We start from the raw sequence: 15,328 nt of genomic DNA on the forward strand, positions 1-15,328 counted from the left end.
GGGCGAGTGTCAGACCGCGGAGCGTCCTTTCTGTGCCGTACCCTTGCCGCGGTCTTCGAACCACAGCTGCAGCGCGATCGCCAGCGGGAGCCAGGTCACCAGCCACTCGGCCCGCGGGCTCTGCAGGAAGCTCGGGCCATCCACCTGTAACGCCACGCTGGCGAAAATCCACGTTACCAACATCAGCGCGCCCAGCGACTGTCTCCGATGGCGCCAGCCCTGCCAGCCCATCCAGGCCCATACCAGCAACCACAGCACCAGACCGGGCAGACCGACCTCGATCGCCACGTTGGTAAAGATATTGTGGCTGTGGGTGAGCACCTGCGACCCGGCAATAACCTGATAGTCGCTGCCCAGTCCCAGCCCGCTCCACGGGTGGGCTTCGATGAACGCCAGCGCTTGGCGAAAGATCTGCGGTCGATAGGACATCCCTCGATGCATGAGCTCCGACGGCATAACCGCCAGCACGAGCAGCACTGCAACCACGCTTCCCGCTGCCAAGCCCAGGGACCAGCGGTCGCGGCGCCATAGCACCATGCCGACGAGGCAAGCCAGCAGCGCCACCCAGGAGCCGCGGCTTCCGGTCCACCCGACGAACACCAGCAGCACCACCATTGCCGACCAACCCAGATAGCGCCTCGCTCCCACCGGAGGAACCAGCTGGGTCAGCCACAGGAAGGCGCAGGCCATCACGTAGGCTGACAGGTTCGGGCCATCGAGCAACGCCAGCCCAATCATCCGGTGATGCCAAACGATGTGCCGCCATGGAAACGCGATCATCGCCGCCAGCGCCGCAGCCGAGAGTACCACCGCGGTCCACCACAGCAACGATTGCACCTGAGCGCGGCTTCGCCCCAGCGACCACGCCAGCCATGCGCTGAGATAGAGCACCACGAAGATGGGTGCCTTTAGGCGTTCAGCAACCTGCGCACCGGTCGCCCAGAACAACGTGATGCCGGACCACACCAGCAGCGCCAGGCACAGCTGCAGCGGCGGAGAGCGCAACCACTGCCAGGCGAGCTCGCCACGGCGACGAACCAGCACGATCAAGCCGGGCAGGAACAGGGTCAATGCCAGCGTCCAGTGATAGAGACTGCGCGGCTGATGACCAGGGGTGACGGCTATGCCCACCGGAAGCCAGAACAGGCCAAGCATTAGCCACGACGATAACCACCCCGGATGGACTGGTGTATGGGGCAATTGCGCATATCGCGACAGCTCGCTGGACCGGAAAGCATCTTCCGCGACAGGCGGAGGGGCGGAAAAGTCGTGTCCCATCTGCTCCATGTGACGCTACAACTCCTGAATTGATCAGGAAAGGATAGCCTGTGGCGGCGCCTGGAATTCGGAGACATGCTGATCGACCCCCATCGAACACCGAACCGTGCCGGCGGCGCGGGTGGCCGCGAGGATGCGGTCGTTGGGGTTGTCGCCGACGTTCTTGCGCGACCGGTGGTAGAGATGGAAGGCCAGGGCACTGAAGCGCAGGTCTCGCCGTCGCAGGCCCGCATGGAAGGCGCGTACCGCCAGTTCCGTGTCTTCGCGCCCCCAGCCGGTCATTTCCTCGTTGAAACCGTTGAGGCGGACCAGGTCATCGCGCCAGAACCCCATGTTGCAGCTCTTGATGCCGCGCTGGCGCTGGCCAGGGCGCGCGTACAATCGCGCCAACGGCGGGATTCGCAAGGTATGCCGGCGACGCCCTACGCCGCGCTCGAAAAAGCCCAGCTCGGTGCGCTGCTCGCGAAGCATGCGGGCGCTGAGCGCTTCATTCATGAGCACACGCGATCCTTGTACAAAGCATCCCCGCCGTGCAAAAGCGCGGTGGTCGGCTATGAAGTGGTGCTCCGCCACCATGTCGCCATCTAGCAGGATCATGTAGTCGCCCTGTGCCGCCGCTATCGCTCGGTTACGCGCGCGACTCATGCGCGCACCATCATCCGGTTGCCACAGGTGAATCAGCCGGGTGGGGTAATCACATGCCACGCGCCGGAGCAGCGCGCGCGTGTCCTCATGCGAACCATCGTCCGTGACGATCACTTCGAAAGGCAGCTCACTCTGTGCTGCCAGCGAACGCAGCACCAACTCAAGCGCCTGCGGCCAGTTATAGGTGATCACGGCAACGCTAATGCGACCCTGGGCCGCCGGCAGTGGATAGAGTCGCGTCATAAAAAGGACCTGAGTCCTCGGACAAAGATACTCAGGGCACGCTCCCACTTTCTCCAGGGTGGCCACACCCTGCGTGTCATCACCAGCCGGATATATCGCTCTGTTTCAACCCATGGCGGCTTCGGCTTGGTTCTGTACTCGAGCTTGCAAAGCTCCATCGAAACGCACGAGTCGTCGAGACCCGCCTCCTGTGCGTAATACGCGATGAGGCTCCTTGTCTTCAGCAGCGTGCGGTACGACTGAACGACACTTCGATTGGAGAGCCACGCGTTGCTCCCGTGAATGCGGTAGTCGACGCTCCCCGTCGGCAGGTAATACTTGCGCGCCCCCAGCACACTGGCGCCATACACCAGCAGATTGTCGGGCGACGTTTTCCACAGCGGGCGGAACGCATCGGGAACATCAAGCACTCGGCGCGCCCAGTCGACGCGCATGGACACGGCAGAAGTCGGGGCGCCATACCAGACCGTCGAGGCATACGTCGTCAATGCGGTGAAGCCGAAGTCGATGGCTTTGTCCCCCAGACCCACCATCCGGTCCTGCTGGCCGAAGTGATGCATGTCTGAAAAGACAAAATCGACATCCGGCCGCTGCTCGTAGAGAGCCGCGATTTTGTCGAAATAGTTCGGTTTCCATCGGTCATCGGAGTCGAGGAAGCACACAATGTCGGCATCGACCAGCGCCATGCCCCGCTGCAGCCCGTGTAGCTGCCCGCCGTTCGGCGCGAATACCAGGGTCACACGCAGGTCCGAGGAGTAGCGATCCTTCAACAATTCGGCCGAGCCGTCGGTGGAGCCATCGTCGACCACGATGACCTGGGTTGGTGCACGCGTCTGACTGAGAGCCCCCTCGACCGCCTCGATGACAAAATCCCGGTAGTTGTAGCTGGTGACGACCACGGCAAGGGTGAGGTGTCGATGGCTGCGTGTAGAGTCCCCATCGCGCAGCATCTTGCGACCCTTGGGCTGCTGCGCCGCCTCAATGGGAACGTAGTGGTCACTCATCAAACGGCCCCGCAGGACGACTCAGCACCGAGTCTATCGTAGCGGCATGCAGTGAGCGTCTCAGATTCCCCTAGAATCTCCTCATGCCCAATCTGCCACTCACGCTCGCCGTCATCACCCACAACGAGGCGCATACCATCGCCCGCTGCCTTGATTCGGTCCCGTTCGCGGCCGAAAAACTGGTGGTCGACTCTGGCAGCGATGATGACACCGTGGCCATCGCGCAGGCCCACGGCGCGCGGGTGGTGCACCAGGACTGGTTGGGGTTCGGCCCTCAGCGAAATTTCGCCACTACTCAGTGCAGCCATAACTGGATTCTGGTGCTTGACGCTGATGAATTCTTGTCCCCCGAACTGGCCGCCGAACTAGCGCGTCGCCTGCCCGAAGTGATGGCTTCCGATGCCGCCGCCGGCATACTGCGTCGCCGCACCCTGTTCATGGGTGCGCCGATGCGCTGGTACCGGCCTATGGTCGGCGAAAAGATGACCCGCCTGTATCACCGTGATCGCGCCCGCTGGCGGGATGTCCGCGTCCACGAGTCGCTTATCGCCGACGGTCCCCACGTGCGCTTTGCGGGTACGTTCGAGCACGTTCACAACCCGACCCTGCTGCATAAAGGCCTGAAGGTGCTGCGCTATTCGGAGCTTAAAGCGCGCGACTGGCATCAGCGTCGGCGTAAGCCCAGGATGTGGCTCTGCCCCGCGCTTTTTGTAGTCACCTTCGTCCGCGACTATATCCTGAGGCTGGGTGTCCTGGACGGCTGGCGTGGCTTCGTGATCTCGCAGACGGCCGCCGCCTACGCCGTCTACAAGCGCATGCGCTACTACGAGATGTGTCGCAACCCCGATTCCATCGCGCTCGCCGACGATGCCCTGCGCCGCCATGGACTGGATCGTTGAATCGAATGCCTGCGCGCTACCTGCTTTTCGGCACCGAGCTCTACGCTGTGCCCATCCTGCGGCCGCTGGCACGCGCGGCGCGTGCGCGGGGTGCCGTTGTCGACTGGCTAGTTCCCGCACCTATCGCGCCCTACTTGCCCGCCGACATGCATCGCCTGACTCGCTTTGCCGAAACGGTACAGCACCGCTATGACGCGGTCTTCTCGGCCGCCAACTGGGTGCCGCCAGGAATCCCGGGCGTGAAAGTGCAGCTTTTCCATGGTTTCAATGCCGAGAAGCGCGACCCGCATCGAGGCCACTTTCGCTTGCGCGGCTTCTTTGATCTGTATTGCACCCAAGGTCCGGCTACCACCCAGCCGTTCCTCGAATTGAGCCGACAGGATCGCTATTTCGCGGTGGAGGAAACCGGCTGGCCCAAGCTCGATCCGCTTTTTTACGGCGCGACTTCGCCCGTGGCCGAACGATTGCGCGAAGCTGCCGCCGGCCGCCCGTGCGTGATGTACGCCTCCACCTTCACCGAATCGCTGAGTTCTGCACCCGGCATGCTCGATACGTTGGAGCAGCTGGTGGCGAGGGGTGAGTGGTATTGGTTGCTCACTCTCCACCCTAAATGTCCACACACACTGGTCCAGCGGTACCAACGCATGGCCGAGGCGCATCCAGACCACGCTGTGTTCATGGACTCCGACCACCTGCTGGACATGCAACGCAGCGCCGACGTGCTGGTTTGCGACACTTCGTCGGTCATCGACGAATTCGCCGTGCAGCTCAAACCCGTGGTCACTGTGAAGAACCGGCGTCCGAAGCCCTTCATGATTGACGTACAGACGCCTGCGGAGGTCGAGTCGGCGGTGCGCCGCGCATTGCGCCCAACACCCCAATTGCAAGCTGCATTGAAGGCTCACGCGGACGCCATTCACCCCTCACGCGACGGCCACGCCAGCGACCGAGTATTGGACGCCGTCGCGCGGTTCCAGGCCGGCGCGTACGGGCCGCTGGCGCGCAAACCCATGAACCTCTGGCGCCGCTGGCAGTGCTATCGCGACCTGCGCGCGATGCTGGCCAGTTGAGCTTCCACCGAGACCGCCCAGCATGAAGCGAGCACAGCCGCACGAACTGCGCACTCCCGCCGACGAGGACAGACCATGTGCGGATTGACGGGCATGTTGCTGCCCTCGCCGGAACAGCCCGACGATACGCTGCGGGCACTGGCGAGCGCCATGAACGAAGCGCTGCACCATCGTGGACCGGACGACCATGGCATATGGTCCGATGCGCAGGCCGGCATCGTTCTGGCGCATCGCCGCCTGAGCATCCTCGACCTGTCCGCATTGGGCCATCAGCCGATGGTATCCGCCGACGGCCGGTACGTGATCGCATACAACGGAGAGATCTACGGCTTCCAGACGCTTCGCCGCGAGCTGGAAAGCTTCGGCGCGCAGTTCAAAGGGCACTCCGACACCGAGGTGCTCCTGGCCGGCATCGCCCGCTGGGGCCTGCAGGACACCCTGGGCCGCTGCAACGGCATGTATGCGCTGGCTTTGTGGGACCGCCATGAGCGCTGCCTGTGGTTTGCGCGCGACCGGGTCGGCAAGAAGCCGCTCTACTACGGCTGGGCGGGCGATACGCTGGTGTTCGGTTCGGAACTGAAGGCGCTCTGGCACCACCCGCGCTTCGACAATGGCGTCGACCGCGACGTACTGACACTGCTGCTGCGCCTGGACTATATTCCCGCGCCGCACTGCATCCACCAGAAGACTTTCAAGTTGATGCCGGGCCACGTGCTGCGTCTGGACGCCGCAGCGGTCAGGGCAGGATCGGCGGCCCACGACCCGTTCATGGCACAACGTCCGCTGTGGGACGCTCGCGAGCGTATGCGCGCGGCGCTGGCCCAGCCGTTCATTGGTACGACGGATGAAGCCGAGCGCCAGCTCGGCGCGCTGCTTCGCGACTCCGTGGGTCTGCGCATGGTCGCCGACGTTCCGGTCGGCGTATTCCTCTCCGGCGGCACCGACTCCTCCATGGTTACGGCACTGATGCAGGAGCAAAGCACCCAGCCGGTGCACAGCTTCAGCATCGGGTTCGAAGGCTCTCACCACGACGAAGCGCCGCTGGCACGGGCGGTGGCACAACATCTGGGTACCGATCACACCGAACTCTACGTATCCGGAGCCGATGCGTTAGCCGTGGTGCCTCAACTGCCCGCCATGTTCGACGAGCCCTTCGCCGATGCTTCGCAGGTACCCACCGCTCTGCTGGCACGTATGACGCGCCAGCACGTCACCGTGGCACTCTCCGGCGACGGGGGTGACGAGCTCTTTCTCGGTTATCGCCGCTACCAGCGCGCGCTTCGCAACTGGCAATGGCTTTCGCGGATGCCGGGGGGTTGGCGCCGACAGATGGCGCGCTTCGCCACCCGGCAGGGCGAAGCCGCTCGTGGTGGCGGCCTGCCGGCGCTGTTGGCCGAGATGGGCGCGCAGGGGATCGGCGACGTCTATCGTAACCGCGTCACCCGCTGGTACGACCCGGCAGCGGTCGTCCGGGGAGCCAGGGCGATCGACTGCTTCTATAACCTGCCCGATCCGCTAAGCGGAGAGGGCACGCCGGCCGATGCCATGATGTTGGCCGACTTCGTCACTTATCTCCCAGACGATCTGCTCTGCAAAGTGGACCGTACCAGCATGGCGGTGAGCCTGGAGGTCCGTACGCCCTTGCTCGACTGGCGTGTGGCCGAGTTCGCGTGGTCGCTGCCACTGGAGCTGAAACTCCACGAGCGCGAGAGCAAGTATCTGCTCAAGAAGTTGCTTCGACGCTATCTTCCCTCGCCGATGGTCGACCGCCCCAAAAGGGGTTTCGGAGCGCCAGTGACCGCCTGGCTGCGCGGCGACCTGCGCGCCTGGGCAGGGGACCTGCTGTCGCCCTCGCGCCTCGCCGCCGACGGGGTGCTGGATGTCGATATCGTCGCTGGGATCTGGCATCGCTTCGAGCAAGGCGAGCGCAAGTGGCACACCCACCTGTGGAATGTGTTGATGTTCCAGACTTGGCTAGATTACTGGCAGCAGAGCCGCCGGGAGATCAAGCATCCACGCTGAAGGTTGAAGGACAAGTCGCGGTCTGGAGCCGTATCCGAGAAGCGGTAGATCCGGCGAGAAGTTAGACTCCGGCCTTCGCTCCGCCAAGCCAGATCATGCAACCTAAGTACTACGCCCGCTCCGAACACCTGCGCGCCCTGTGGCCCTGGCTGCCGCTGTGGACCGCGGCCGCGCTGCTGGCGATCTTCGCGCACGGGCCGATGCCGCTGTTCTCCACGCGCACCCTCGCGGTCGCCTGGGAGATGTGGCACGGGCATCACTGGCTGGTGCCTTACGTCAACGGCCAGCCGTACAGCGAAAAGGCGCCGCTGCTGTTCTGGATGATCCACGCCGGCTGGGCCGCGTTCGGCGTCAGCGACGTGTGGCCGCGGGTGCTGGAAGTGGGCTTCGGCGCCACGCAGCTGGTGTTGGTGTCGACGATTGCGCGGCGGCTGTTCCCGGACCGGCCGTGGGTCGCTTCGGCCACGCCATGGATGCTGCTGTCGCTGAGCTACGCGTTTTTGTTCGGCCTGCAGATCATGTACGACGTGCTGCTGGCGACCTGGGTGCTCGCCACGTTGCTGTGCCTGCTGCCGACCGAGCGCCGCGCCGAGCCGCGCTGGTGGCTGTTCGGGCTGTGCATCGGCTTCGGCCTGCTGACCAAGGGGCCGGTGATGCTGCTGCACGTGGTCTTTCCTTGGCTATTGGGCCCGCTGTGGAACGACTGGGCGCGAACCCATCGCGCGCGCTGGTATGGCCTGGGCGCGCTGGGCGTGCTGCTGGGCCTGGCGATGCTGTTGGCCTGGGCGATTCCGGCCGGCTTCAGCGGCGGCGAGGCGTACCGGCAGCGGCTGTTTTTCACCCAGACCGCGGCGCGCGTCGTCAACGGCGTGGCCCCGGCGGCCGACCTGCAGAACCATGCCCGTCCGCTGTGGTGGTACCTGCTGGCGATTCCGGTGCTGATGTTCCCGCTCGCCGCCTGGCCGCGCGCCGTGGCGGCCCTGGCGATGCTGCGTCGGCCGCTGCCGGCCGGCGTGCGCTTCGCGCTGTGCTGGCTGGTGCCGGCGTTCGTCACGTTCTCGCTGGTCAGCGGCAAGCAGCTGTACTACCCGCTGCCTGAACTCGGCGGCGGCTGCCTGTTGCTGGCCGGCGCCATCGCGCTGCTGCGCGAGCGCCATCCGCAACTGGCCAGCACCGCCTGGCTGGGCACCTGGCCGCTGGCACTGGGCGGCGCGCTGTTGGCGGTATTCATGTTCGTGCTGCCGGACCTGGTGGCCAGCAACCGTCTGCACGGGGAGTGGTTCGACGAGGCGGTGGACTACAGCCGGTACTTCTCCGTGCTGTTCCTGCTGCTCGGCGCGCTGCTGCTGTTGCGCGGCCGCGGCGAGATGCGGCGGCTGGCGATCGCCGGCCTGATCGGCACGCTGGCGTTCAATACGCTGTTCACCCTGACCGCCTGGCACAAGTACGACCTCACGCCATCGACCGACCTGCTGGCCGCGGCCGAGGCCGAACAGCGCCCGATCGCCTACGTCGGCGCCTACGATGCGCAGTTCCATTTCGCCGCGCGCCTGACCCGGCCAATCACCGAGATTCGCGGCGACGCGGCGATCGCAGCCTTCGCCCAAGCGCACCCCGATGGCCTGATCGTCACCCATCCGGAGAAACTTACGAGCGCCGACCGTCGCTACGCCTTGCTGGTGCAGCCGTTCCGTTCGTCGTGGGTCGTGATCTGGCCGGCGACGGTACTGAGCGACGTGCAGGCCGGCCAGCAGCCGCCGGAGCCGGCCACGCCGACTCGCATCTATCCGGCGCCCCTGCGTCCGTGATCCCGCCCGACCGCATCGCGGCGTTGCGGGCCCAGTGCGGCGGGCCGCGCGACGGCGCGTTGCTGCGCTTCTCGCTCGGCAGCGCATTGCTGGATGGCGGCGATGCGGCTGCCGCCCGCGCCGAACTGCAGCGCGCTGTCGAGTTCGATCCGCGCTACTCCGCGGCCTGGAAAGCGTTGGGCAAGGCCTGCCTTGCGCTGCACGACCACGACGGCGCAGCCGCCGCGTGGCGACAGGGCATCGCCGTGGCCACCGAGCGCGGTGACCAGCAGGCGGCCAAGGAAATGACCGTGTTCCTCAAGCGGCTGGCGCGCGAGGGCTAAGCGCTCAATCCACCGCGAGGCGGCCGGCGCCGTCGTACGGGCTCACCAGTCCGTCGGCCGAGTAGCGCTTGTACTGCCACTGGTATTGCGTGAACGCCCGCTCCACGCAGGCTTCCACGCCGCGGTTGAGGGCCGCGCAGGCCGCCGCCGGATCGGCATCGTCGAGCCCGGCCGGCGCCGGCAGCAGGTGAATGCGAAAACCTGCGCCGCGCGGCAGCCGCTCGGCGAAGGCAAACAGCACCGTGGCGCCGGTGCGCGCCGCCAGGCGCGGCAGCAACACCATGGTCAGCGCGTCACGGCCAAAGAACGGGGCCACCTCGCCGTCGCCGGCGCGGGGTTTCTGATCGGGCAGGATCCCCACCGTGCCGCCGGCGGCCAGCCGCTTGTACAACGTGCGCACGCCTGCGCCCTCGGCGCGCACCTGCTCGGGCGCCAGCGCCCCGCGCACCTTGCGCAGCAGTTGCTCGATCGCGGCGATCCGTGGCGGCCGGTAGAGAATCGCCATCGGCGTGCGGCTGCACAGCCAGTAATTGAGCAGCTCCCAGCAGCCCAGATGCGGGGCGGCGATGATCACGCCCTTGCCGCTGACCAACGCCGCATCGAACAGCTCGGCGCCGCGCACCTCGCGCACCAGTCCCAGCGCGCGCGTGGCCCCGCTGCCCCACACCTTGATGATCTCGGTGACCGACTTGCCACCCTCCGCCATCGCCTCGCGCAGCAACGCACGACGAGCCGCCGGCGGCTGGCCAGGACGGGCGATCGCCAGGTTCACCGCGGTCACCTCGGCGCTGCGCGCGCCGACGACCAACAGCAGCCGTCCGAAGAAGGCGCCCAGGCCGTGCAGCCAGCGCAGCGGCAATCGCGCCAGCAGGCGCAGCAGGAGATAGATCAGGTAGATGTCCGCACGCATCGGGGCAGTTTAGTCGAAGCCTCGCCGCCACCCGCTGCCAGCGGGAAACGATCGCGCTAAGCTGAAGCGTCTGCTTCGGAACCCTGCATGATCGCCCTGATCCAGCGCGTCACCTCGGCGCATGTGTCTGTCGACAACCAAACCGTGGGCGCCATCGACGCGGGCCTGCTGGCCCTCGTGGCCGTGCAGCCGGAGGACGGCGAGCCGCAGGCGCAGCGCATGGTGCAGCGGCTGCTCGGGTATCGGGTGTTTGCCGACGACGCGGGCAAGATGAACCGTTCGCTTACCGACACCGGCGGCGACCTGCTGCTGGTGAGCCAGTTCACCCTGGCCGCCGACACCCGTTCTGGCATGCGGCCGAGCTTCACCACGGCAGCCGCGCCCGAGCACGGCCGGCATTGGTTCGATCGTCTGGTCGAGCTGGCCCGCCTTGCGCACCCACGGGTGGAAACCGGCCGCTTCGGCGCCCATATGCAGGTACACCTGGTCAACGACGGACCGGTGACCTTCTGGCTCGAAACCTGATGGCGAACGCTCCAGCGAACACGCGCTACGGCGCGATCTGGCGCGATTCTTGCTGCCCAGCTCCCTTTCGATCCCCACTTGAAAACTGGTCAAAAAAGCAGCACATGGCTATACTGATCGGTTCCTGCATCCGCGGCGGTAGGTATGAATAGCAAAGCTCCCGAGCAACAGTCAGAAATCAAGGCGCTCATCTCCAAGGGTCTGGAGCAGGGCTACCTGACCTATGCCGAGATCAACGACCACCTGCCCGACGACATCGTCGATCCGGAGCAGATCGAAGACATCATGGCGGTGCTCAAGGGCGTCGGCATCGAGGTGCACGACGCCGCGCCGGACGCCGATCCGCTGGCCGACAACGCCCCCGGTGGCGGCAACGACGACGAGGCCGCGGCCGAGGAAGCCGTGGCCCTGCTGTCGGCGGTCGACTCCGAAGTGGGCCGCACCACCGACCCCGTGCGCATGTACATGCGTGAGATGGGCACGGTCGAGCTGCTCACCCGTGAGGGCGAGATCGCCATCGCCAAGCGCATCGAGGAAGGCCTGGGCCAGGTGCAGACCGCGCTGGCCAGCTTCCCGTTGACCATCGAACTGCTGCTGGAAGAGTACGACCAGCACCTGGACGGCAAGCGCCGCCTGTCCGAAATTCTCGCCGGCTTCCTCGACCTGGAAGCCGCCGCCGACGCCGCGCTCGCCGAAGCCGAGGAAGCCGCCGCCAACCGCACCGAGGAGGAAGGCGACGAGGAAGAGGAAGACGACGACACCAGCTCCGACGACGAGGAAGCCGGCCCGACCGGTCCGGATCCGGAAGAGGTCAAGCGTCGCATGGAGCTGCTGCGCGACTACTACGCCAAGTTCCAGAGGGCCGCGCCCAAGGCCACCGGCATCACCGACAAGAAGATCGTCAAGCTGCGCGACCAGATGGCCGAGGAGTTCCTCAAGCTCAAGCTGCCGTCCGCGCTGATCGACAGCTTCGTGCGCAAGCTGCGCGAAGTGGTGGGCGACATCCGCCACCACGAGCGCGTGCTGATGGACATCTTCGTCAAGCAGGTGAAGATGCCCAAGGCCGAGTTCCTCAAGACCTTCCCCAGCAACGAGGGCAACCTCGAGTGGGCGGCCGAGCTGGGCCGCAAGCGCCAGAAGTGGTCGCCGAACATCAAGACCCACAAGGACGCGATCGACGCCGAGCAGGAAAAGCTCGCCGCGATCGAGCGCAAGCTGTTCCTGCCGCTGACCGACATCAAGGACATCAACCGCGCGATGAGCGTGGGCGAGGCCAAGGCCCGCCGCGCCAAGAAGGAGATGGTCGAGGCGAACCTGCGTCTGGTGATCTCGATCGCCAAGAAGTACACCAACCGCGGCCTGCAGTTCCTCGACCTCATCCAGGAAGGCAACATTGGCCTGATGAAGGCGGTGGACAAGTTCGAATACCGCCGCGGCTACAAGTTCTCGACCTACGCCACCTGGTGGATCCGCCAGGCGATCACCCGCTCGATCGCCGACCAGGCGCGCACCATCCGCATCCCGGTGCACATGATCGAGACGATCAACAAGCTCAACCGCATCTCCCGCCAGATGCTCCAGCAGTTCGGCCGCGAGGCCACGCCGGAGGAGCTGGCCAAGGAGATGGACATGCCCGAGGACAAGATCCGCAAGGTGCTGAAGATCGCCAAGGAGCCGATCTCCATGGAGACCCCGATCGGCGACGACGAGGACTCCCACCTGGGCGACTTCATCGAGGACGGCAACGCCAGCTCGCCGATCGACTCGGCCACCGAGACCGGCCTGATGGAGACCGTGCGCGACGTGCTCGCCGGGCTGACCCCGCGCGAGGCCAAGGTACTGCGCATGCGCTTCGGCATCGACATGAACACCGATCACACGCTGGAAGAAGTCGGCAAGCAGTTCGACGTCACCCGCGAGCGCATCCGCCAGATCGAAGCCAAGGCCCTGCGCAAGCTGCGTCACCCCAGCCGCTCGGAACAGCTGCGCTCGTTCCTCGACCTGGAATAAGCACCGCCCTTTGGTAATCGACAACGGCCGCGCATGCGGCCGTTGTCAGTTCAGGACGTGCTCACCGCCGCCAGATCGGGAAAGTGTTCCTCGGCGTGACAGTTGGCGCATAGAAGCACGCATTTCGCGAGCTCGGTCCGGACCTCGCCATCGCTCCGGTTTGACAGGGCGCACATGTCGAGGTTGAACGACTTCTTCGCCGGATCCGTGTGGTGCCATGTCAGCGCGGCCAGATTCCTCGAATACCCGCAGCGAGTGCAACGTCCGCCGGCTTCCGCGATAAGCAGGCACTTGCGCCGCAAGCCGCGCGCCTGCTGACAGGCGTAGCTTTGGTGACGTTGGTTGGTGTCCTTGTTCTTGCAGCCGGGAACAGAATTTTCGTTGCCCACCCGCCAGCAACTTTCGGCACACCACGCACTTTCGTCTGGATTGCATCAGACGACCATGGTCCAAAAAACGGAGCCTGCGGCACGATTCGTTGCTACCATGCGGGCATGGGCCTGTAGCTCAATGGTTAGAGCAGGGGACTCATCGAAAGGTGCCACCGCGGCGTAATCCGCGGCTGGGATCGGGATGAATTCAGGGAAACCTCAGCGGCGCAACGCGGCCGGTGGCAACCCTGAGCCAAGCCGCCGGTACACCGGCGGAAGGTGCAGAGACTACCTGAGGGCTGCAGTGCCCTTCATAACAGGCTCGAGCGTCCCGCGCCCCACCCGTACGCGCATCGTTGCGTCGCACGGCGGGCGAAGAGATAGTCCGCGCCGAGGGGAAACCTTCGGAACAAGCGAATCCCTTGGTTCCAGGTTCGAGTCCTGGCGGGCCCACCATCTATAGATCCGGTGCAATTTGAGGAAGTGCTAGAACCTGCCTCAGACATGCATCTGGACAGAATCGACTGCCCGATGCAGTTCAACACGTCTCGTTGAAATTGGGGCAACTGGGGCTAGATCGGGGGGGGGGGGGGGGGCAGCCTTACAGCCCATCACGTGGCGCCCTATGCCCCTGTCAACACAGCGTCTGTGCGATAGGCGGCCTTTTTCTGGAAGTTTCCACGAAACGGAACAAGTGGCAGCGGCTCAAGTGCCGCAGACGGCTTCCAGCGGCTCTGCCGTCGACGGATAGGGGCGGCGCATGGCCACGCTGGCTATCGCATCCAAATCCGGGCACTGTCCGTAAACCGAGCGGACTTCCCAATTGCCGTTCGACCATGAAACACGACGCCACCCGCTGGAGCCTGTCGCCTTTCGAGGCGGCGCGAGCCATGTCGACCCACGACCCGCAACCGAAGACTGCCGAGGACTGGGCTGCCGAAATGGCGGCGGTGGCGGCTCGTGCCGACCGTGAAAGTTTCATGCGCATCTACGACCATTTCTTTCCCCGCGTGCGTCTCTACCTGCGCGGTCTGGGTGCCGCCGAGGCGATTGCCGAGGAGCTGGCCCAGGAGGTGCTGCTGCGGCTGTGGCAGCGCGCTGGCATGTTCGAGGCCAGCCGTGGCAGCCTGGCCACCTGGCTGTTTCGCATCGCCCGCAACCTGCATATCGACCGCCTGCGCCAGGAGCGCTACTGGGTGTCGCTGCCGGAAGGCGTGGAGCTGCCGGAAGAAGCGACCGATGAGGCGTTCTCCCGCGCCGAGAGCTACGCCGACCATGTGGACCTGGCACGGCGCATCGAGAAGTTGCCGGCCACCCAGGCGCGGTTGATCCGCATGTCCTATTTCGAAGCCAAGACGCACTGCGAGATCGCCGCCGAGCTGGGGATGCCGCTGGGAACGGTGAAGTCCTCGCTGCGCCGCGCCTTCCTCAAGTTGCAGGTGGAAGTGTGCAGGGGGGCGGCATGAACCCGCGCCATCACCTGGACGAGGCGACCCTGGTCAGCTACGCCGCCGGCGCGATGTCCGACGGCCTGCGCGCCGTGGCGGCGACCCATCTGGAGGTCTGTGGACACTGCCGCCAGCAGCTGGCGTTTGCCGAGCGCATCGGCGGCTTCCTGCTCAGCCAGCGCCAGCCGGCCGAGGAGGGCAGCCGCCATGCGCAGCTGCGCGCGCAGATGCTCGCCCGGCTCGATGCGACGGCGCCCACCCCGCCGCGTCTGGGCGGCGAGGACGATGCGCCCGCCGAGACCACTGATATCGACCTGCTGCCGCGGCCGCTGCGCCCGTATTTCGGCTCGTCCTGGCGCGACTTGCGCTGGCGCTGGACCGCTCCCGGCGTGCACATGATCCGCGCCGCGCGGCCCACCGGCGACAACCTCATCCTGCTGAAGATCGCGCCCGGCAAGAGCATGCCGGTGCACAGTCACGGCGGCTCCGAGCTGACCCAGATCCTCAAGGGCGCGTACGACGACGCGCTGGGGCACTTCGGGCCGGGCGACATGGCCGATCTGGACGGCGAGGTCGAGCATCAGCCGGTGACCTCGCCGGGCGTACCGTGCATCTGCGTCGCCGCGCTGGACGCTCCGCTGCGCTTCCCGGGCTGGTTCGCGCGCAAGGTGCAGCCGCTGGTAGGGCTGTAGACCGTCGGCGTCTGCCTCACAGGAAGGCGGACATCCTGCGAATGAAGAAGGAGCCCCGCCGCCTGGCGTGGCTCTTTCTC

14 protein-coding genes are annotated in these 15,328 nt (G+C 65.8%); 9 read left to right on the top strand and 5 right to left on the bottom strand.

All coding sequences use genetic code 11. The features are described from left to right. Positions 1-9: 9 nt before the first annotated feature. The 3 genes from ACQVBX_RS14135 to ACQVBX_RS14145 are packed head-to-tail and all read right to left on the bottom strand — an operon-like array spanning position 10 to position 3,170. The gene (locus ACQVBX_RS14135) at positions 10-1,287 is read right to left on the bottom strand and encodes an O-antigen ligase family protein (RefSeq protein WP_431634888.1); all 1,278 of its coding nucleotides are present in this window, start codon (positions 1,285-1,287) and stop codon (positions 10-12) included. Between the two features lie 24 nt (positions 1,288-1,311). After that, on the bottom strand, positions 1,312-2,166 hold the full coding sequence (locus ACQVBX_RS14140) for a glycosyltransferase family 2 protein (RefSeq protein ID WP_431634890.1): 855 nt from the start codon (positions 2,164-2,166) through the stop codon (positions 1,312-1,314). Then, positions 2,163-3,170, bottom strand: coding sequence for a glycosyltransferase family 2 protein (locus ACQVBX_RS14145; RefSeq protein ID WP_431634891.1), 1,008 nt, complete (start codon positions 3,168-3,170; stop codon positions 2,163-2,165). Before ACQVBX_RS14145 ends, ACQVBX_RS14140 begins: the two co-directional genes overlap by 4 nt. Positions 3,171-3,253: 83 nt before the next feature. On the opposite strand from ACQVBX_RS14145, the gene ACQVBX_RS14150 reads away from it, so the two are divergent. The 5 genes from ACQVBX_RS14150 to ACQVBX_RS14170 all read left to right on the top strand — a co-directional run bounded on the left by ACQVBX_RS14150 (position 3,254) and on the right by ACQVBX_RS14170 (position 9,292). Beyond that, entirely contained in the window at positions 3,254-4,069 is an 816-nt protein-coding gene (locus ACQVBX_RS14150; RefSeq protein WP_431634893.1) for a glycosyltransferase family 2 protein, read from the top strand. Between the two features lie 5 nt (positions 4,070-4,074). After that, the gene (locus ACQVBX_RS14155; RefSeq protein WP_431634894.1) at positions 4,075-5,139 is read left to right on the top strand and encodes a CDP-glycerol glycerophosphotransferase family protein; all 1,065 of its coding nucleotides are present in this window, start codon (positions 4,075-4,077) and stop codon (positions 5,137-5,139) included. A 75-nt stretch (positions 5,140-5,214) separates the two neighbouring features. After that, positions 5,215-7,161, top strand: coding sequence for an asparagine synthase (glutamine-hydrolyzing) (gene asnB / locus ACQVBX_RS14160; RefSeq protein ID WP_431634895.1), 1,947 nt, complete (start codon positions 5,215-5,217; stop codon positions 7,159-7,161). Between the two features lie 95 nt (positions 7,162-7,256). Next, on the top strand, positions 7,257-8,969 hold the full coding sequence (locus ACQVBX_RS14165; RefSeq protein WP_431634896.1) for an ArnT family glycosyltransferase: 1,713 nt from the start codon (positions 7,257-7,259) through the stop codon (positions 8,967-8,969). Beyond that, on the top strand, positions 8,969-9,292 hold the full coding sequence (locus tag ACQVBX_RS14170; protein ID WP_431638192.1) for a tetratricopeptide repeat protein: 324 nt from the start codon (positions 8,969-8,971) through the stop codon (positions 9,290-9,292). Before ACQVBX_RS14165 ends, ACQVBX_RS14170 begins: the two co-directional genes overlap by 1 nt. A gap of 4 nt (positions 9,293-9,296) precedes the next feature. Here ACQVBX_RS14170 and ACQVBX_RS14175 read toward each other — a convergent pair whose 3' ends face one another. Further along, complete coding sequence (locus ACQVBX_RS14175) at positions 9,297-10,202, bottom strand: lipid A biosynthesis acyltransferase (protein WP_431634897.1); 906 nt, start codon at positions 10,200-10,202, stop codon at positions 9,297-9,299. Between the two features lie 87 nt (positions 10,203-10,289). Here ACQVBX_RS14175 and dtd point away from each other — a divergent pair, with 87 nt between their 5' ends. Beyond that, positions 10,290-10,727 carry a D-aminoacyl-tRNA deacylase gene (dtd, locus tag ACQVBX_RS14180; RefSeq protein ID WP_431634898.1) on the top strand — a complete coding sequence of 146 codons (438 nt, stop codon included), beginning with the start codon at positions 10,290-10,292 and terminating at the stop codon, positions 10,725-10,727. Positions 10,728-10,871: 144 nt separating this feature from the next. Continuing rightward, positions 10,872-12,737: an RNA polymerase sigma factor RpoD gene (rpoD, locus tag ACQVBX_RS14185; protein WP_431634900.1), complete on the top strand. Its 1,866-nt coding sequence runs from the start codon at positions 10,872-10,874 to the stop codon at positions 12,735-12,737. A 50-nt stretch (positions 12,738-12,787) separates the two neighbouring features. Here the strand turns inward: rpoD and ACQVBX_RS14190 are convergent, their stop codons facing one another. After that, on the bottom strand, positions 12,788-13,126 hold the full coding sequence (locus tag ACQVBX_RS14190) for a hypothetical protein (RefSeq protein WP_431634902.1): 339 nt from the start codon (positions 13,124-13,126) through the stop codon (positions 12,788-12,790). Positions 13,127-13,944: 818 nt separating this feature from the next. Here ACQVBX_RS14190 and ACQVBX_RS14195 point away from each other — a divergent pair. After that, a complete protein-coding gene (locus ACQVBX_RS14195; RefSeq protein WP_431634904.1) occupies positions 13,945-14,574 on the top strand; it encodes a sigma-70 family RNA polymerase sigma factor in 630 nt (209 codons plus the stop codon). After that, positions 14,571-15,248 carry a ChrR family anti-sigma-E factor gene (locus ACQVBX_RS14200; protein ID WP_431634905.1) on the top strand — a complete coding sequence of 226 codons (678 nt, stop codon included), beginning with the start codon at positions 14,571-14,573 and terminating at the stop codon, positions 15,246-15,248. The genes ACQVBX_RS14195 and ACQVBX_RS14200 overlap by 4 nt, the downstream gene beginning before the upstream one ends. The last annotated feature ends 80 nt before the right edge of the window (positions 15,249-15,328 follow it).

This window comes from Dyella thailandensis, from assembly GCF_050749815.1.
Lineage (GTDB): Bacteria > Pseudomonadota > Gammaproteobacteria > Xanthomonadales > Rhodanobacteraceae > Dyella_A.